This window comes from Flavobacterium sp. MEB061 (assembly GCF_000834715.1).
Lineage (GTDB): Bacteria > Bacteroidota > Bacteroidia > Flavobacteriales > Flavobacteriaceae > Flavobacterium > Flavobacterium pectinovorum.
In genome coordinates, this window is record NZ_JXQR01000074.1 from 528,064 (window position 1) to 546,374 (window position 18,311).

Annotated in this window: 23 protein-coding genes; 8 read left to right on the top strand and 15 right to left on the bottom strand. The window is 31.9% G+C overall.

The window, feature by feature from the left end; translation table 11 throughout:
• Positions 1-4 precede the first annotated feature (4 nt).
• On the top strand, positions 5-433 hold the full coding sequence (locus tag RT99_RS23435) for a helix-turn-helix domain-containing protein (protein WP_042567132.1): 429 nt from the start codon (positions 5-7) through the stop codon (positions 431-433).
• Between the two features lie 69 nt (positions 434-502).
• Here RT99_RS23435 and RT99_RS23440 read toward each other — a convergent pair whose 3' ends face one another.
• The gene (locus RT99_RS23440) at positions 503-1,060 is read right to left on the bottom strand and encodes a hypothetical protein (RefSeq protein WP_042567133.1); all 558 of its coding nucleotides are present in this window, start codon (positions 1,058-1,060) and stop codon (positions 503-505) included.
• A 182-nt stretch (positions 1,061-1,242) separates the two neighbouring features.
• Between RT99_RS23440 and RT99_RS23450 the strand changes: the two genes are divergently transcribed.
• Positions 1,243-1,650, top strand: a complete 408-nt coding sequence (locus RT99_RS23450; protein ID WP_042567135.1) for a helix-turn-helix transcriptional regulator — start codon at positions 1,243-1,245, stop codon at positions 1,648-1,650.
• Between the two features lie 185 nt (positions 1,651-1,835).
• Here RT99_RS23450 and RT99_RS23455 read toward each other — a convergent pair whose 3' ends face one another.
• From RT99_RS23455 to RT99_RS23475, 5 genes are all read right to left on the bottom strand, one after another.
• Positions 1,836-2,252, bottom strand: coding sequence for a hypothetical protein (locus RT99_RS23455; protein ID WP_042567136.1), 417 nt, complete (start codon positions 2,250-2,252; stop codon positions 1,836-1,838).
• 293 nt (positions 2,253-2,545) lie between these two features.
• Positions 2,546-2,776: a hypothetical protein gene (locus RT99_RS23460; RefSeq protein ID WP_131494946.1), complete on the bottom strand. Its 231-nt coding sequence runs from the start codon at positions 2,774-2,776 to the stop codon at positions 2,546-2,548.
• Positions 2,777-2,818: 42 nt separating this feature from the next.
• Positions 2,819-3,910, bottom strand: a complete 1,092-nt coding sequence (locus RT99_RS23465) for a protein kinase (protein WP_042567138.1) — start codon at positions 3,908-3,910, stop codon at positions 2,819-2,821.
• A gap of 3 nt (positions 3,911-3,913) precedes the next feature.
• Positions 3,914-4,327, bottom strand: a complete 414-nt coding sequence (locus tag RT99_RS24885) for a DUF3010 family protein (RefSeq protein ID WP_052483783.1) — start codon at positions 4,325-4,327, stop codon at positions 3,914-3,916.
• A 208-nt stretch (positions 4,328-4,535) separates the two neighbouring features.
• Positions 4,536-5,456, bottom strand: a complete 921-nt coding sequence (locus RT99_RS23475; RefSeq protein WP_052483784.1) for a hypothetical protein — start codon at positions 5,454-5,456, stop codon at positions 4,536-4,538.
• 442 nt (positions 5,457-5,898) lie between these two features.
• Here RT99_RS23475 and RT99_RS23480 point away from each other — a divergent pair, with 442 nt between their 5' ends.
• Positions 5,899-6,822: a DUF2806 domain-containing protein gene (locus tag RT99_RS23480; protein WP_042567139.1), complete on the top strand. Its 924-nt coding sequence runs from the start codon at positions 5,899-5,901 to the stop codon at positions 6,820-6,822.
• Positions 6,823-6,901: 79 nt separating this feature from the next.
• Here RT99_RS23480 and RT99_RS23485 read toward each other — a convergent pair whose 3' ends face one another.
• The 6 genes from RT99_RS23485 to RT99_RS23505 form a co-directional block, all read right to left on the bottom strand.
• Positions 6,902-7,612 carry a DUF1826 domain-containing protein gene (locus RT99_RS23485; RefSeq protein ID WP_042567140.1) on the bottom strand — a complete coding sequence of 237 codons (711 nt, stop codon included), beginning with the start codon at positions 7,610-7,612 and terminating at the stop codon, positions 6,902-6,904.
• Positions 7,613-7,747: 135 nt separating this feature from the next.
• Positions 7,748-8,254: a PRC-barrel domain-containing protein gene (locus RT99_RS23490; RefSeq protein WP_042567141.1), complete on the bottom strand. Its 507-nt coding sequence runs from the start codon at positions 8,252-8,254 to the stop codon at positions 7,748-7,750.
• A gap of 121 nt (positions 8,255-8,375) precedes the next feature.
• Positions 8,376-8,531, bottom strand: coding sequence for a hypothetical protein (locus RT99_RS25505; protein ID WP_165587228.1), 156 nt, complete (start codon positions 8,529-8,531; stop codon positions 8,376-8,378).
• A gap of 292 nt (positions 8,532-8,823) precedes the next feature.
• Positions 8,824-9,609 carry a carboxylesterase gene (locus RT99_RS23495; RefSeq protein ID WP_042567142.1) on the bottom strand — a complete coding sequence of 262 codons (786 nt, stop codon included), beginning with the start codon at positions 9,607-9,609 and terminating at the stop codon, positions 8,824-8,826.
• A gap of 308 nt (positions 9,610-9,917) precedes the next feature.
• A complete protein-coding gene (locus tag RT99_RS23500; protein ID WP_042567143.1) occupies positions 9,918-10,691 on the bottom strand; it encodes a carboxylesterase in 774 nt (257 codons plus the stop codon).
• Positions 10,692-10,995: 304 nt separating this feature from the next.
• Positions 10,996-11,613, bottom strand: coding sequence for a hypothetical protein (locus RT99_RS23505; protein WP_042567144.1), 618 nt, complete (start codon positions 11,611-11,613; stop codon positions 10,996-10,998).
• 239 nt (positions 11,614-11,852) lie between these two features.
• Between RT99_RS23505 and RT99_RS23510 the strand changes: the two genes are divergently transcribed.
• From RT99_RS23510 to arsB, 5 genes are all read left to right on the top strand, one after another.
• A complete protein-coding gene (locus RT99_RS23510; RefSeq protein WP_042567145.1) occupies positions 11,853-12,185 on the top strand; it encodes a helix-turn-helix transcriptional regulator in 333 nt (110 codons plus the stop codon).
• Between the two features lie 10 nt (positions 12,186-12,195).
• Entirely contained in the window at positions 12,196-12,681 is a 486-nt protein-coding gene (locus RT99_RS23515) for a GNAT family N-acetyltransferase (RefSeq protein ID WP_042567146.1), read from the top strand.
• An 80-nt stretch (positions 12,682-12,761) separates the two neighbouring features.
• Positions 12,762-13,235: a DUF6428 family protein gene (locus tag RT99_RS23520; protein WP_042567147.1), complete on the top strand. Its 474-nt coding sequence runs from the start codon at positions 12,762-12,764 to the stop codon at positions 13,233-13,235.
• Positions 13,236-13,280: 45 nt separating this feature from the next.
• The gene (locus tag RT99_RS23525; protein ID WP_042567148.1) at positions 13,281-13,895 is read left to right on the top strand and encodes a low molecular weight phosphatase family protein; all 615 of its coding nucleotides are present in this window, start codon (positions 13,281-13,283) and stop codon (positions 13,893-13,895) included.
• A 2-nt stretch (positions 13,896-13,897) separates the two neighbouring features.
• Positions 13,898-14,953, top strand: a complete 1,056-nt coding sequence (gene arsB / locus RT99_RS23530; RefSeq protein WP_042567149.1) for an ACR3 family arsenite efflux transporter — start codon at positions 13,898-13,900, stop codon at positions 14,951-14,953.
• Positions 14,954-15,039: 86 nt separating this feature from the next.
• Here arsB and RT99_RS23535 read toward each other — a convergent pair whose 3' ends face one another.
• The 3 genes from RT99_RS23535 to RT99_RS23545 form a co-directional block, all read right to left on the bottom strand.
• Entirely contained in the window at positions 15,040-15,642 is a 603-nt protein-coding gene (locus RT99_RS23535; protein WP_042567150.1) for a murein L,D-transpeptidase catalytic domain-containing protein, read from the bottom strand.
• 319 nt (positions 15,643-15,961) lie between these two features.
• Complete coding sequence (locus RT99_RS23540; protein ID WP_042567151.1) at positions 15,962-16,984, bottom strand: LLM class flavin-dependent oxidoreductase; 1,023 nt, start codon at positions 16,982-16,984, stop codon at positions 15,962-15,964.
• 116 nt (positions 16,985-17,100) lie between these two features.
• Positions 17,101-17,733 carry an NAD(P)H-dependent oxidoreductase gene (locus tag RT99_RS23545; RefSeq protein ID WP_042567152.1) on the bottom strand — a complete coding sequence of 211 codons (633 nt, stop codon included), beginning with the start codon at positions 17,731-17,733 and terminating at the stop codon, positions 17,101-17,103.
• Positions 17,734-18,311: the final 578 nt, after the last annotated feature.

Here is an 18,311-nt window from a genome sequence, read left to right on the forward strand (position 1 = left end):
TTTTATGAAAACAGAAAAAAAAAGATCAGACTGCCCATTGAGTTGCTCACTTGACGTATTTGGCGACAAGTGGTCATTGCTCATTATCAGGGATTTAATGTTCGGAAATAAATGTACCTATAACGATTTTTTAAAATCGGAAGAAGGCATTGCAACCAATATTTTAGCATCAAGACTCAAAGGACTTGAAGAAAATGGTGTAATTGAAAAATCAGCACACCCCGACAGTAAAGCAAAAAATTTGTACAAACTCACACCAAAAGGAATTGATTTATTGCCCATAATTATGGAAATTTACATTTGGTCTGACAAATATTACGAAATGCCAGCCGAGTTAAAAGCGACAATCAAAGAAGCCAAAAAAGACAAAGACAAATTTGTAAAACAGGTAACAAAAGAATTGAAAACCAAAATGACTGAGAAAAAAACCTAATAGCCAAAAGGGAGTTTACCCCTAATCCGCTTATAGAACCGTGTATTTCAAAATTGGGATAGGAATATTTTATTCCGTTACAGAAATCTGATTCTTTTTCTTGATTTTCTCAACTCCCCTTTCTCTGATTAGTTCCACGGCATCGAGCATTTTGATTAAATGAATATAGGGCGTCGTTAGGTCAGTTTCTGGATCTTCGGCATAGGGAGACAATGAAAGCTCTACGATTAGACATAAAAAGAATTCAAATTCTTTAAGCGTTTTTTCTTCAAATGCTTTTTGAAATACAATAAAAGGATTGTCGTATTCTTCCTTTGTTAAAGAAGTAAGAGAAAAAACTGTTTCAGAGCACAAAGACTTTTTTACTTTCCATTTTTTGCTTTTCTCTTGCAGGCAGTAACAAACTTTGAGAAAAGAAAAGATAGCCGTATAAAACACAAAAACATCAGAGGGATTGTCCTCTTTGTAAACTTTTGTTTTATAGCTGTAAATTACCATTTCGGTTAAATTTTGTTTATAATAATCAAGACGCGCAAAGGCAAAAAAGGCATCAATTGCCTTAAAGGGATTTCCTGCCACAAACCCTTCCCAAAAGTTAGTTTCTAAGGATACTTTATTCTTTTTCATAGTACAGAAGTATAAAATTTTCCAGCGAAAGTCCATTCTTTGCAAAGGATAATCTATTCGAAAAGGCGGATATAATATCTGACAAAAGTGATGTTTTCTGAGATATTTTTTTATCTTTGAAATTCAGGATTTTTAAGCCAAATGGCTTTATCTTTGAGCCTCTAGAAAAATTGATATTCATTATGGAACAGAAAATACATCAGGGAAGAAACGTAAAACGCTTCAGAGAAATGCTTGGCATCAAACAAGAAGCATTGGCTTTTGATCTGGGAAATGACTGGAACCAAAAGAAAATTTCTATGCTTGAGCAAAAAGATGTAATTGAAGATGATATTTTGGATCAAATCTCGCATGCATTAAAAATTCCTGTTGAAGCTTTTCAGAATTTTGATGAGGAACAGGCGGTGAATATTATTTCTAATACTTTTGGAGAACACGCTTTCAGTAATTCATTTAATTACGGAACAATTAATATCCATCCGATTGAAAAATTGATTTCACTACATGAAGAGAAAATTGCTTTGTATGAGCGTATGTTGAAAGAGAAAGATGAAATGATGGTGAGGTTTGAAAAATTAATCAATAAATAATTATTTATAGGAGATATATAAATTATAGAAAGAGGCTTTTTAAGTCTCTTTTTTTTGTTTTGAAGCTAAAGTAAATTTGGAATTACTTAGCAAATTCATCAGATTTAATAAATCATTCCAAAAACAAAACCAACATTCAATTTGGCCAATTGTCAAAATTCCGTTGTAGTAGCTATTGTTTCTGGTTATATTTCATCTAACGATAAGTTTAATGCTCTAGCAATTGGATAATCAATCTTACCCCAATAAAATCCTTGCTCTCTAATTCCATCATCATTTCTTTCGCAAACTAAAACTATTTCCTTGCCTTCATCTTTTAATCTTTCCAAAAGTGGTATAAACGAAACGTCATTTATTGTCAATATAATATTTTCAGAATCAATTACTCTTCGCAGATAATCTTCAATTTCTTGTGTTACATCACCGTCGATATTTAATTCAAAAATTCTTATTTTACTATTATGTATTACAAGTTCATCAGGTTTGAAAAATGTAATTTCTTTATTTTGTTTTAACGAATTAAAAAGAAATACATTTATTGTTTTGTTATTACGTTCAGATTTATCGTAGCATTTTATAATTTCTTTAATGACGTTGATCAATCTTGGTTCAATAATACTTTTTTCGGGATAAAAACTAATATAAAATCCTCGAGTATTATCAATAGATTGCTGAAGGCTTTGCTTATCTATGATTAATGTAGTTTGATACTTAATTTTTGCTTTAAATAAATATTCTTCAAGCTTTTTTACTCTCGAATTAAATAAGAAATTAATATTTTCTTGTTTAAATGTATTTTTAGAGCAATAGAGAATATATTTATCATCAATAATTTTGAATTTTTTGATGTCTTCGTTAAAATATATATATACTAATTCATTTTTTAACTCATCTCTTAAGTATAAAAAAGCACAAAAGTTTCATCTACGTACTTTGTTGGAATATTAATATTGGTAGAATTTTCAAAATTTCGGCCTTTTGACTGAATTCTTAGTAATTTACTAGGAGACATTTGACTATCAATAATTTGCAAGTCACAACCTTCTTTATCATACATTGGTTTACTAACTAAAAAATCATATTTATTTAGTAATGAAGTTATGTAATATTCTGCTTCTATTTCCATTTTTTTTGTTTCCATCTCTGTAAGATCATTGATTGTAGTTGCTTAATCTTTATGTATTCGACTGATAATTGATTCCAATGTTCCAATATGTTTATTGTCTTTTGTCCAATTTATTTGGTTCTTACTTACTTGCAAGCAATATCCTTTTTTATCTTCGCTTATTCTGTAATATTTTTTATTTTCTTTACTTGCATAAATATCATTATTCTCAATCCACCAATCTTTATTTTGTTTCTTCAAATCAAATAATCCTTTAATGAATTCTGAACACGTAGAATATCTTTTATTTAAATCTTTGCTAGTAGCGGTTTTAATTACCGATTTAATTTTATTATTTATGTAAATTGGTAAAGAATCAAAATCAAGTAATTTGTTTTTTACTATTAAGTTATCAATTGCTGAATCTATAAATTGCCATTTTTCAAATTCAGATCCTGTAATTTTTAAAAATTTGGATTTTTGTCTTTCATCTAACCAATCAAATGGCGCTTCTGGAAATCTCCCACCTAAAAGCTGAAAAAGAATTATACCAACTTGATAGATGTCAGATTGTCTATTGTAAACATTTTGAAGAACAGATTCATTTGGTCTATATATTTGCGTAGATTTTGACGCAACAACCGTATTTTCTGTATTTGAAATAAATTTTACTGAACCAAAATCAGCAATATAAGGTGTTTTAGTTTGTTGATCTATTAAGATGTTTTTTGGTTTTAAATCTCTATGAAGTAAATTATTTGGGTTTCTGTGCAATTCACTCAAACCATTCAATATTCCTTGTGTGATATTTATAGCATCATAGAGACTTACAATATTATTATCTTTAAAATTTTTCAAATCACCACCACTAATTTCAGGTGTTAAAAAATAAGCATATTGCTGATGAATTATTTTTGCGTCATAAATTTTTAGAATATTTGGATGCTCAATACTTTTAAGAATTAATGGTTCATTATGAGTTGAAATATCCTTGTTATAATAATAAAACTTTAGTGCAACTCTATCAGATAATAACTCTCTTTTACCAAAATATAGTTCTCCATTTGCACCACTGTCAGAATATCTATCAATTACAATGTCATTTTGTAATGATATAAAATCTTTAATTATTTCATCTACATTTTCGTCATCCATTATTTAAGAATTTAAAACATAGTACGCTAATTTTGAAGCTTCGGATTGATAACTAAATTGCGGAGTTATGTCCAAAGTGTTTTTCTTATAAAAAGCAATTAAGGTTTTTGGAGAAATAAATTCGACAGGCTTATTTTTATATGCTTGAATAAATCCTTCTAACTTAAAAGAAATTCCAGAGGATGAAAATTGACCTTTTGAACTTCTTGATAAAATTACAATTTTATCAATTTCTAAGGAATTAAAATGAGAATGAATAGTTTCTATAAAATCAATCACTTGAGAGTGATTATGGTCATCATCAAGTACAATAGATTTTACTTTACCTGTACTTTCCGTAATTTGATTATCTGAATCTTTTTCCAAAACAACAAAGATTATTTTATTGGATTTTATTTCAATTGCACATACTTTCATAAATCTATTTTATTTTGTTTAATTTCTTATATTTTTGGTTTTCTGCTATTTATAATGTAAGTCTACTTCTAATAGAAAATGTGCACTAGATAATTTTTAGCATAATATTTAACAATACTACAAACAAAAAACAGATAGGAATTACGGTTTTCCATAAATTCATAATTATTTTTGTTCATCTGGTCAAGATTGTGAAATCTTATAATATTTACTTTCTTTCTTTCAAGAAATATTCTTCAAATACCAAACTATTTCTTGTTTTCTGAGTAACTGTCGGAGGATTGGAGTGAAGTGTTGCCTCAATCAAATCTTTTGCGCTATTCATATTAAATGGTAATCCAAATCCAACCACATGTGCTTTTATTCGAGTATCATTATCATATAATTTCGATTTTATAGTTGCTAAGGAAATGATTGCATTTTGAATTGTACTTTCATTTATTTTGTCTGGAATAGGAATAGCAGAAGAAATCTGCTTTCCTGAAATACCTAAAGTTTGAATTATTAAAGTTCCATTTATTTTATTCTGCGATGCGGCGACTCCTAAATTATAAAGACTACCTAAATTTATACCTACTGAATCTTTTAACACTGTTATATTGGCTTGAATTCGTAATCCGACTCCAACATAGACAGGAATTTTAATTTCTTGTTCATTAACGTTCGCTGATCTTGTACTATCCTGAGAATATGTAATCTTAAAACTTTTTTGACTTTTTATAATCCCAAACTGGGTTTCTAAAGTTTCTTCAATATCTGTTTTTTCAGAACCATATTGTTGTTGATATGAATAACGTGCTGGTATTGATGTTGTATGGTATTTTATATAGTCAATTATTACCGTATAACTTTGTCCTGAAACAGCGATCGTAGCTGGTCCAAATGTTATTGTACCGTTTTTATTAACTGTTCCCACAGCTACTCTTGCTGCTTCATTTGGAAAATAATTAATGATTGTATCTGTTTTAATTTTACTATCATTTATTGAAATTGGATCAATTGGCTGATAGCCTTTCAAAGCAAAAAGAGATTCATTTATTTTGTCATTTAATTTGGAAGCTTTATTATCATTAATTGACGTACAGCTTATAATTGATATTGATAATAAAAAAAGAATGAAATTTTTCATATGAAAGGATTTTAAAAATTACTAAGCATATCTTTAACAAAAGCAAAGAAACTTCTTTAATACTAAAAAAACACAAGTATATATACGTGATTTTTAAACATATAAACCCTTTTTTTCAGAAACCCGATCGCGCGGATTTGTAATCCGTGCCCATAAAGTATATCTTAACAGATTTAAAAAAGAAAATCCAGTTTTTAACTATATACTTTTTATTAATATAGGAACTGTCATAGAAAGAATTTCCGCGCTATCGCTACGCATATCCGAGTGATCAGGTAATATTAACTATCAATAAACTATTGAATATATTTTAAAAATTAAAAATATATTCAATTTCTTTTTTAACTTCCCGCAAACGTGTCAATACTTTATTGAAAATGATTATTAATCAGAAAAAAAAATATTACTTTTATTTCGATCAAAAACTAAATAATGTAAATAAATGGGACTAATTACATTCGAGGGAAAACCAATTGAAAAATTGATTGAAGTCATAAGCCAAGGAATAGGAACTTTGTACAGACCTAGAGCAATAAAAAAAGAAGCAGATGCAGAAGCATATAAAATTCAAGTTTTAGAAAAAGCTAAAACTATTGCGAATACAGAAAACAAATTAATTGAATTTGATACTTTAAGTGCCATAGAACAAAAAATTCTATTTCAAGAGCAAAGAAAACAAAATAACATAGAGAATATTATTGAAGTTGCCGTTGAACAAATTATTCAAGAACCAAATGTAAACTCTGAAAATATCGATCAAGATTGGATAACAAGATTTTTTAAAATTGCAGAAGATATATCAAATGATGAAATGCAAAAATTATGGGGTAGAATACTTTCTGGAGAAGTAAAACAGCCAGGTTCCTTTTCATTAAGAACTCTTAATTTATTAAAAGATTTGAACAAACAAGAAGCTGAAATTTTTACAAAATTTGCTCAATTAAATGTAAAATATAATGCAGGACATTTTATTCCTTTTATAGATATAAATTATTTTGAAGAACAACTAAATATCCCATATTCTGAAATCTTACTCATGATTGAGTTAGGTTTACTTACAAGCGGAACTTCTATAGGTCTAAATTTTCCTGCTTTAAAAGAATCTGTCAGATTACTATATGAAATTGGAGAAACTGGAATCCATGTAACAACAAGTGCTCATAATAAACCTCATAGTTTACCAATATTAGCATTTACAAAAATAGCATTAGAGCTTTCAACACTTATTCCAATTGAAATAAATCTAGAATATGTAACTTATGTTTGTAAAGCATTGTCAACACCTAATACAAAGATTATAGTCGGAACAATTATTAATGAAGAAGGTCAAAATAGATTCAAAACTGCGTTTGAATATAATCCCTAATTAAAATAAAAATACCCTAAACCTCCCAATACATATAATAGACATTTATCAGTTTATTCTATAAATAAATTCAATCCCCTCAACAAATCAACAACAACCTATACTCCCATTCCCTTTCTATTGGCGCCCTATGAATACAAGGCAGTACTTGTTGTTTTGGATGATCTACGGCCAGGCGCCAAAGATGTCCTAATCCTAAATTAATAGGTTTTGCATCTGCATGTAGCTGATAATGCAAATCAAAATAATTTTCCTTTAAAAAGTCTTCGAATTCTTCTGTTGGTCCGTCGTGCAGTTCTTTTAGCTTTGCCCGGATTTCCGGAATCAGGATTTTTTGTTCAGCCTTCGAATTCGAAACAATATCACTTGCCGCTCCGTGATAGGTGCATAAAAACGTATCTGTTGCAATGGGCGAACGATCGACATGAAACGAATATACATCGGTCGATATGAAATCAAATTCATCATCACGTTCGTAACACTTCAGTAAATTAAGAGCCGGCGAAGCTCCAAAATCAGTTAATAATTTTAAATCATTCAAGATTATTTCTCTTGCTATATTACCCTTTTCTGAGAGTTGGAGTGTGATTAGATCTTCAGGATGAACTTCTGTTATATTTTCTGCTATATTTTCTTTTAAAGATAACTGGGCTACAATCTCGTTAAAATCGCCATCCAAATTTCTGTACCAGCACAGCGCATTCATTTCTCCCTTAAAATCGGTATGTACAAGATCAGAGAAAGTAGATACTGTTTCAATTTGGTTGCTTTCAGAAAATGTATTGCTCATAGTATAATAGTAAGAAGCTAGTTGCTTCCTGCATTACAAAATTATGCAATAGTAAGCAGTTGCGGTATTTTTCACAAAAAAAAAGATCAAACATTATAAACGTTTGATCTTTCTAATCTTATCTAAGATGCCTTATTAGCGATTTTCAAATTCCCTGCGGTTGTAAAAAGCGTCATCATTACTATCATAGTTAGGATCATTTTCAGGATAATAGGACTTCATTATTCTTCTTTCATATTCCCTGTCAAAATTATGCTGTGTGTTGTATCTGCTTGTGTTTCTAAAAGTATCATATCCAATACTATTTGCCATAACAATTTTAGTATCTGTATTTATGTTTACAGATCCAATTGGTATAATAATATGGCTGTCTCCTTCTTTATAGATAAACTCTTTTCCGTTGTCGTTTGCAATAACATCACGCACTTCATTACGGTGGTCATCTATTAATTTTTTATCTAATTTTACATCAAGATAAACCACGCGCTGCATGTCTTTATTCACCCATAGATTATCAATTTTACCAATTGTATGGTTTTCTGCGTCTACTATCTTCCACCCTCTTACATCAGAATAATTGGAAGCAACCTTATAATCAGATAGTTCGTCCAGTCTGTATAAGTTTTTGTCTTTATTTTCCATAATTTTTTTTAAATAGTATTATATACTGTTTTTATTTGTCTGTTAACTCCAGAAAACTATTTATTTTAATTTTCACAATAGCGAAAAAACAAAATTGTTCACTGTTTTCCGGTTATCTGTTCTACTGTGCACTTGTACTGTTTTCGATTTCTACACTGTTTTCACTATGAGTTTCATGATCATTTACAAAAACATAGTATATAAGTGCTGCTATTATTAGCAATGCAACAATCCACGGCCATATCGGCCTTTTTTTCTCAATTTTAATTTCTGCCATAACTCATTTTCTTTTGATTATAAAATAGTTTTTAAACACAATTAAAGATACAAATGAGAAGAGCGTACAAAGTATTTAATTACAGCAGGATCTTACAAAATTCCCATAGATTGATATTGCTTTATTGTAAGAATAAAACACTTGTCATAAAAACTATTGTAGAAAATGAAAGGGATTATATTTTGTATATTCTAAAAAATACAATGGAAAAGTATCGGGTTCCGGAGGTGCAGCTGAAATTTTAGATATTAATCCCTCAACGCTAAATTAAAAAACTGGAGATCAATAAAATTTAACTGATTTTATCAAGCCATTTAACAATACTTTCAGCTGTTTCTTCCCATTGAGGTTCCAATATCAAAAAATGATCTTTGCCCTCTAGTTTTTTGTAACAGGTGATAGAATGAAAGTTTTTGTATTTTTTGTAATTCCAATATAGCACTTTAGAAGTAACAAATTTGTCCTTCGATCCTGCTATAAAAAAAAGGGGAACATGTTTTTTTTTGAAGTTTACTCTTGTATTTCTAAACAGCAGATCGCGTAAAGCCCTTTGTGATTCAGGGATTATAAAATCTTCAAATTCGATGATCTGTTCTTCTTCCGATGCAGAATTATATAAAATATTCTGCCACTTTTTAAACGTTAGCAAAACAATGCTTTTATCTGAAAAAAAAATGTGTACAAATTTGAGTATATTTTTATAGAATACAAGTTTTTTAAAAGATAAACCTGCTGGCGGAAAAGAGCAGATACAAACGCCGGCAGCTGCAAGATCCTGCTGAACAAGCAGCTGAACTAAAAGACCGCCGTAAGAGTGACCAATTAAAATTGGTTTTTCCTGAAGCTGTTCTATAATTTCGGTATAATAGCATAAAAGTTCAGACAAACATATTGAGCCAATTTTATTAGAGGAATTTGCGTCTCTCAAATTTTCCGGAGTATCGTTTTTGTGGATCCACGGTGGCGCCACAACTTTGTATCCTTTGCTTTTAAAATACCAAAGCCACTGCTCCCAATAATAATGACTCACAAAAGCCCCCGAAATAAACATAACCGTTTTTGTCGTAATCTGATGCATACATTGTTTTTTAAAGTCTTTAAAAAAAACCGACAGCCGTGATTCTTTTAAAACAGACTTCGGTTCTATAATGAATTTTCAGGGGGTAAATGTGGTATCAGGAGAGAAATATTTGTCCCGGGATTTTGAAGATTAAACAGATTCGATTTGTTTTTATACCATACGATTTCAGGTTTTTGCTGAGAAAACCTGCGAAAGTGTTTTAATCTTCTAATCCGCGGACTTATATATAGTGATTGAAGGACTTCCTTCAGAAGTTGTTATATTTCCAAAATCAAATTTTGATTTAATGAAATTTCACCAAAAAATTATAAACGTTCGTACCAGTCTAAAATAAAATCTGCAACAATTTCCCATCCTTTTTCTCCACAGATAAAATGGCTTTTCCCCTGAAAAATATTCAGATCGACACGGCTGTTTTTATCTTTATATTTTTTTGCCAAAGTTGTTGTAAGGGACGCAGGAAAAATATTGTCGCTTCCCCCTCCAATAAATAAAATTGGTTCGTGCGGTTTTTTAAAATCAATGTTAGAAAAAGAGTTCAGTACCAGTTCACGGCTTACTTTAAAGCTCTCCGGCACTGCGTAAGTGGCAAAAGCATTCGCTTTTTCGCTTTCTGACTGCAGGGTATTAAAAAAACTTTTATTGTACCATTCACGGCTTCCCATATAGTAATTTTTGCCGGAGAAAAAGCCAAATGCAGGCAATACAGTCTTCAAAGTTTGAAACGGAGGAAATACATTTTTGGGCGGCGCTCCGTCAATACTTACAGCGGCGGCTGCCTTTCCTAATTCCAACAGTTTCATTACGGCCATTCCCGCCATAGAATGCCCAATAATTAATGGCTTTTCAGGCAAACTGTCGATCAGTTTGGCTATGTTGCCAACCACATCTGTAAATCCTGTTTTAGTAAGATCCGGATGAACGTGATTTCTTAAATCTGCAGGATTGCCCTGATGTCCAGGATTAGCTGGCGTATAAACTGTATACCCCTTTTTCTCATAGTAGCTTTTCCAATTTGCCCAGCTTAAATCATTCACAAAGTTTCCATGTATAAGAATTATGGATTTTGATTTTGTCATAATATTAAATTTTTAGTGATGAATAAAGTACAGCTTACTGTCTTTTAATTTTTAAAACAGTAAATCTTAACTTAATTGCTTAACATTTAAAACTATAGCAATCTTTACGCCTGAATAAAAAACAACACATTATCAATACTTTACGAAGAATTCATTTTGTTTGATTACTAAATTTCGTGAATCGTAAATATTTTTTTACGATATTTAAATAATTAGCAATTTTTGAAAGTGGCACGAAGAGTCGTTGCTGAGCTATATCACTTAGCTACGATAAGCATTTCATATCTAAAAGCTCTTCAAAAAATTAGGACAACAAATAGTCTAATTTAGTTTTTAATATATCCTCATTTTGATGCCCGAAATACACTCCTAAGATATTATAATTGTCATCGAAAATAATAAATGACGGAGTTCCCTGTAACTGATTGAGTGTAAATGTTTCTGCTATTACAGGTATCTGTGCGTAATATGACTTTATTCTTGTCAATAAAGTTTCTTTTTCGTTCTCAGAAAAATTTTCAAAATCGGGAATGATATTGCAAATTAATTCAATCTTATCTGAATTAAGTAATTGTTCAGAAGATGTAATAGTATCAAAAGCTATTGGAAAGTTTGGAATATCTAAATAGTTAGAAAGCCCGAAATTTGTATTGTAATACTTTTTGGTTTCTCCAACTAATGTACCGTTTTCTAATAATAGCTTTAAGTTGGCTTCGTTATTATATTCAAAGTCTTCAAAAGCAGTTGCTACTCCAATAAAGCCAACATTATCCTTAAATGATTTGTAAAGATCATTCATCATGGGAAAACCATATATAAAACAACCCGGACAATTTACTTGAAATACAAACGCTATATTAACCTTATTTGCTTTGAATTCTCCCTGAAGCAATTCCTGAGTATTGAGATGAAATTTTGACATTGCTAAAATTAATTATGTTAAACATTCTAATTACAAGTACAAAAGTAGTTAGGATTGCTAACTTGTTAATAGTCCAGTTTTTGCATTAATTCCTGTTTTCTGGTTTTTAACTATCTACAGGCTTTATAGTTAACTTCATTTCAACCAAACAGTAATAAACAAGTAATTAAAATATTTTTTGTAAAAACATGTTCCTATTTCAAAACAATATCGTAATATTGCAATATAGATATAAAACAATGGGAGCTACAAAAACAGATCATTTTACAGACAATCAAAACGAACTTGCGGTTTTAGCTAAGGCTTTGGGTCATCCTGCCAGAATTGCGATTATGGAATATTTACTAAAAGTAGATGCCTGTATCTGCGGAGACATAGTTAATGAACTGCCGCTATCTCAGCCAACAGTATCGCAACATCTTAAGGAACTTAAAAGTGCAGGCTTAATAAAAGGTAACATTGACGGCAACTCTATTTGTTACTGTATTAATGAACCGGGATTAGAAAAAATAAAAGGATTTTTCGAACACATCAGTGCTCATTTAGAAAAAAAGAGAAACGAGTGCTGTTAAATTAATTACTATGGAAATCAGAAAATTATTGGATACAGATTGGCCGCAGGTTAGATTAATCTATGAAAAAGGAATTAACACCGGCAATGCCACTTTTCAAACCAGCGCTCCTTCATGGGAAAACTGGAACGAATCACATCTTGCTACTTGCAGAATTATTGCCGAAAGTAATAACCTGATTATAGGCTGGGCAGCTCTTACACCAGTTTCTTCAAGATGCGTTTATGCAGGTGTAGCCGAAGTAAGTGTATATGTTGATCCAGAGCATTCGGGTAAAGGAATCGGTCTGGCACTTTTAGAAGAACTGATTCATTTGAGTGAAACTGAAGGCATATGGACACTGCAGGCGGGAATATTTCCAGAAAACACAGCTAGTTTGCGTATCCATGAAAAAGCCGGATTCAGAACATTAGGTATTCGAGAAAAAATTGGAAAACAAAATGGAATCTGGAGAGATACAGTTCTGCTGGAAAGAAGAAGCCTGCTTATCAATTAAGTATTTAATTATAAAAAAATGCGGTAAAAAGAATTTAATAATTCTGTTGTAAACACATCAAAAACTTAAAAAAACACATTATGAAACTTTCAGAAATTAAAGAAGTACTAAAAACAGTTGAGGCAGTAAATTTTGAATTGCCTAATGGAAATTTTGTTCCGGAATATTTCCATGTAACAGAAGTTGGCTTGATTACTAAAAACTTCATTGACTGCGGAGGGACAGTAAGAAAAGAAACTGTTGTAAACTTTCAGCTTTGGGATGCTAATGATTACGAGCATAGACTTAAACCACAAAAACTGATTCATATCATTGAACTCTCAGAAAAGGTTCTGGGTATTGAAGATTATGAAATTGAAGTTGAATATCAGGACACCACAATTGGTAAATATGATTTAGATTTTAATGGTAAAAATTTTATATTACTTAATAAACAAACTGCCTGTCTTGCTCAGGAACAATGCGGGATACCAGCAGAAAAATCTAAGATAAAATTAACTCAGTTAAATCCTGATTCTTCAAATTCATGCGCACCCGGATCAGGTTGTTGCTAATTTTTAAATAACCATTAAAAATCTATTATAAATACCAAACAAACTATGTTATTTACCGAAATTAAAAATACCACTAATTCATTTGATTTTAATCAGATCTCAGAAGAACGCAAAACTATCCTGCAGCCTTTAGTTGATTATATTCAAAACAAGGTCGACAATAAACAGCCGATAAGACTAAATTTAATCTGTACGCACAATTCAAGAAGAAGCCATTTGTCTCAGGTTTGGGCGCAGACCGCAGCTGCAAATTATAACATACAAAATGTTTCCTCTTATTCGGGAGGTACAGAAGCTACTGCCCTGTTTCCGATGGTAGCCGAAACGCTGCAGCATTCCGGTTTTAAAGTTAAAGCTATTTCAGAAGGTCTAAATCCTGTTTATTCGATAAAGTTTGCATCGAATGAACTCCCGGTTATTGGCTTTTCTAAAACCTATGACGATGATTTTAATCCTGAGAGTGAATTTGTTGCCATAATGACCTGCTCACAGGCTGATGGAGGCTGTCCTTTTATTGCAGGTGCCGAAAAACGTATTCCAATCACCTTTGAAGATCCAAAAGTATCAGATGGCACACCAAAGCAAAAAGAGGTATATCTGGAGCGCAGTCTTCAAATTGGAACTGAAATGTTTTATGTATTCTCACAAATTAAACAATAAAAATGTCAGCAAATAACTGTGCGCCTGCTGCACGCAGGAAATTAGGTTTCCTGGACCAATTTTTAACCCTTTGGATATTTCTGGCTATGGCTCTTGGTGTAGCAATTGGCTATTTTATTCCCTCGAGCGGAAATTTCATCAATTCTTTTTCAAGCGGAACAACCAATATTCCTTTGGCTATTGGGCTTATTCTTATGATGTATCCACCATTGGCAAAAGTGAAATACGAAAAGATGGGACAGGTTTTTAGGAATACTAAAATCCTAGGAGCTTCTCTATTTTTAAATTGGATTATTGGACCAATTTTAATGTTTGCTTTGGCTTTACTTTTTTTAAACGGTTATCCGGAATATATGATCGGTGTGATCTTAATTGGTTTGGCGCGCTGTATTGCCATGGTTGTGGTTTGGAATGACCTTGCAGATGGAAACAGAGAATATGCTGCTGGTCTTATTGCCCTGAACAGTATTTTTCAGGTACTGCTTTATAGCATATATGCTTATATTTTTATAACGGTACTACCTCCCTATTTTGGATATAACGGTTTTGAAGTAAATATCAGTATTGGTCAGATTGCCGAGAGTGTCGGGATATATTTGGGGATTCCGTTTGCATTGGGAGTTGTAAGCCGTTATGCTCTTATTGCAATAAAAGGAGCCGAATGGTTTGAAACTAAATATGTACCGTTTATTTCCCCAATCACCCTAATATCTCTGCTTTTTACCATCATTGTGATGTTCAGTCTTAAAGGGGAACTGATTGTTCAAATTCCTATGGATGTTGTTCGTATCGCCGTTCCATTGGTGATATACTTTACCATTATGTTTATCATCAGCTTTTTCGTTGGAAAATATTTTGGTGCCGATTATTCAAAAGCAACAGCAATAGCTTTTACCGCTACAGGAAACAATTTCGAACTTGCAATTGCCGTGGCTATTGGTGTCTTTGGCATAAACAGCGGTCAGGCATTTGCAGGAGTTATAGGCCCTTTGGTAGAAGTGCCGGCGCTTATTGCTCTTGTTAATGTTGCTTTCTGGTTTAGAAAGAAGTATTATTGATCCATATATAAAATAAAAAAAGAGCTCATAAGCTCTTTTTTTATTTTATACTGTTTCTTAGTATTGTAACACTATTTTATGTTTGATTAATAATACATATAAAGCATTATTTTTGAATTTGAACTCTCAATAACTTTTTCAAGTCTTTTAAAAAACACTTCGCTTACCATTGGGCAGCCATGGCTGTTTATAATATAATATTCTTTTTCTTCATCAGGAACTTCTTTATAACGATGCAATACGATAGCTCTTTTCAATGCGTTGCTATTAGTTTCATCAAGACCATTAAGCCTGAAAGCTTTGCCAAAAACACCTGTATATGATTTCTCAATAGAATATCGCCCTAATGAAGAGCAGTTAGAATTTGGTGTATTGCTAAATTGCAGAATATCGCCTTTTATTCCTGTCTCTGATCCTGAACCATGTGCTACAAGCCCCTGGTCAATTATTTGATCATTCTCGAGATCGTAAACAAAAAAACGATTCTTTCCTGATTTGATTTTCATATCTACAAGAAAAGCAATTTTTTTGCTGTAAGTGCGGTTTGCAGAAGTAAAAGATTTGATCTCGCTTACATGATTTGTAAGTCGTGCGAATTCAACTTCAGATAACATTTCTTTTTTATCTGTTACATTATAGGTTGTAAAAGAAGTCAAAGAAAAAAACAGTGCCATAAAAAATATTTTCATACGCTACAGTAAATTTTAGTTAACAGCAGATTTGGGATTGCCTTATCACAAATATTATTTTTACTTATATTTTGATGTTGCAAATTTATCAATAAATTTTACACAATTCCCATGTTTCATAAGTTAAATATATTATAAATATTTAATAACATGAACTTTACACGCATTTATTTTTCAAAAATCACTCTTTTTAACAAAAACCGTTATATAAATAAGTAGGAAATTAAGTTGTTTTAATTTGGAACAACGCAAAAAGTCCCATTCGCCGCGGCGAATGGGACTTGTACTAAGAGACATATATGATGAATCTTAAATCGTTTTAACGCCAACCCAATTCTGGGGCGATATATTTTAGTATAGAAGACAATATATGTACGTTGTAATCAACGCCCAACGTATTTGGGATAGTTAGTAGTATTGTATCCGCTTCCTGAATAGCCTCATCCTGAGCAAGCTCTGCAATGAGCTTATCAGGCTCAGCTGCATAACTTTTTCCGAAGATTGCCCGTTTATCTCTTTCAATATTACCAAAACTGTCTGAACCCTTAGCCTGATTTCCAAAGTAATACTTATCCTGATCGTTGACCAGTGCAAAAATAGAACGGCTTACCGAAACTCTTGGCTGGTGCTCATGTCCTGCTTTTTTCCAGGCTTCTTTATACAGCCTGATTTGTTCTGCCTGCTGGATATGGAAGGGTTTACCGTTTTCGTCGTACTTCAGGGTAGAACTTTGCAGATGCATCCCGTTTTCGGCGGCCCATATTGCCGTAGCATTAGAGGCTGCTCCCCACCAGATACGATCTCGTAATCCTTCTGAATGTGGCTCTAAACGTAATAAACCCGGCGGATTTGGAAACATCGGATACGGGTTTGGCTCAGCAAATCCCTCACCTTTAAGTCCATCCAAAAATTCTAAAGCCTTTCTGCGACCCATATCAGCATCAGTTTCACCTTCCTTAGGTTCATAACCAAAAGAACGCCAGCCGTCAATGACCTGCTCCGGCGATCCTCTGCTAATTCCTAATTGCAAACGTCCTCCTGAAATTAAGTCTGCAGCACTGGCATCTTCCACCATATATAGCGGATTCTCATATCGCATATCAATAACGCCCGTTCCAATTTCAATTTTACTCGTTTTAGCACCGATGGCCGAAAGTAATGGAAAAGGCGATGCAAGCTGTGTTGCAAAATGATGAACACGGAAATAAGCACCGTCTACACCAATTTCCTCTGCAGCAACAGCCAAATCAATTGACTGAAGGAGTGTATCAGCCGCTGTACGAGTTTGATAGGATGGATGATTGGCCCAATGCCCAAACGATAAAAATCCTATTTTTTTCATAGATCCTATTGTTATTTTACAATTTTAAATATACGAATAGAAAAGAATTTTTTCCTATTATTTATTCTTTTGTAGCATATCAGTAAATATAATTGTAGTACTTCTACATCTTATAATTAAGAAATAAAAGTAACGAATTTATCTATTGAAGTTCTCACTTTTTTTAGGTTTACCAGCCAGTCAGCGGTTTCATCTCTATATCCTAAAGGAAGTAATACAACACTTTTAAGACCCTGTTTATTTAATTCTAATATTTTATCCAACTCAAGCGGCAAAAATCCTTCAATTGGTGTAGCATCTACATTTTGCTCAGCTGCCGCAGCGATTGCGATACCAAATGAAATGTACGCTTGTTTCGCCGCATGATTTGCATGCCATTCCTGACCTAAAGGTTCATACATTGACCATAGCCTTTCTTTGTAAGCATCCATTGCATCTAATGGTAAACCGCGTTCCAGAACCGTTTTATTGAATACAGCTTCTATTCTTTCCAGAGAATAACCATCCCAGGCTGCAAAAACTAATAAATGAGATGCATCTGTAATTTGACTTTGGTCAAAACTAATTGCTTTTATCTTTTCTAATAATTCCTTATTTGAGATAACAAATATTTGATAAGGCTGCAGGCCGGATGATGAAGGTGATAATCTTGCGGCTTCTAATATATAATCAAGTTTTTCCTGAGGAATAACTTTTCCATTCATTTTTTTCGTGGCATATCTCCACTTTAGGGCATCTAACAATTTCATTTTAATTAAATTTTTAATTTACAACTCAAAAATACAACTATTTTGATTGTTTAAGCAGCTTAAAAAATATCTTCATTTTAATAAATAATATTTTTTTTAATGAAACACAGTTGCATTTAAAAATAAGAATTTTATATTTGTACTGACGATTGTTCAGAATGAAAAAGAAATTTAAATTTATTACTCTTTTTATGCCGCTGCTGGTAGTATTTGCAATACTATTTCCGGCAATACATTCTTATGAACATATACAGAATCATAATTCTGCACATAAAAGTTCAATACAACATCTTTCAGATAAAAGCGAATTTAAAATACACGATCATTCGACTGAAGAATGTTCGATCTGTCATTTTAAATTTAGCCCGGTTAGTACATTCTCATTTGTACATTTTGATTTTTATAAAAGCTTTAGCATTACTACCTATGTTGGCTTTTATTTCAAAGCCTACTCTTCCTTTTTTAAAGGGTCCCTGTTTGCGCTTCGTGCACCACCCGGAATTTAAATAAATAAGCCATCATTTCACGATGAAATGTACACGCATTTTTTATTTAGAATTGAATGCTGTCGAAAACCT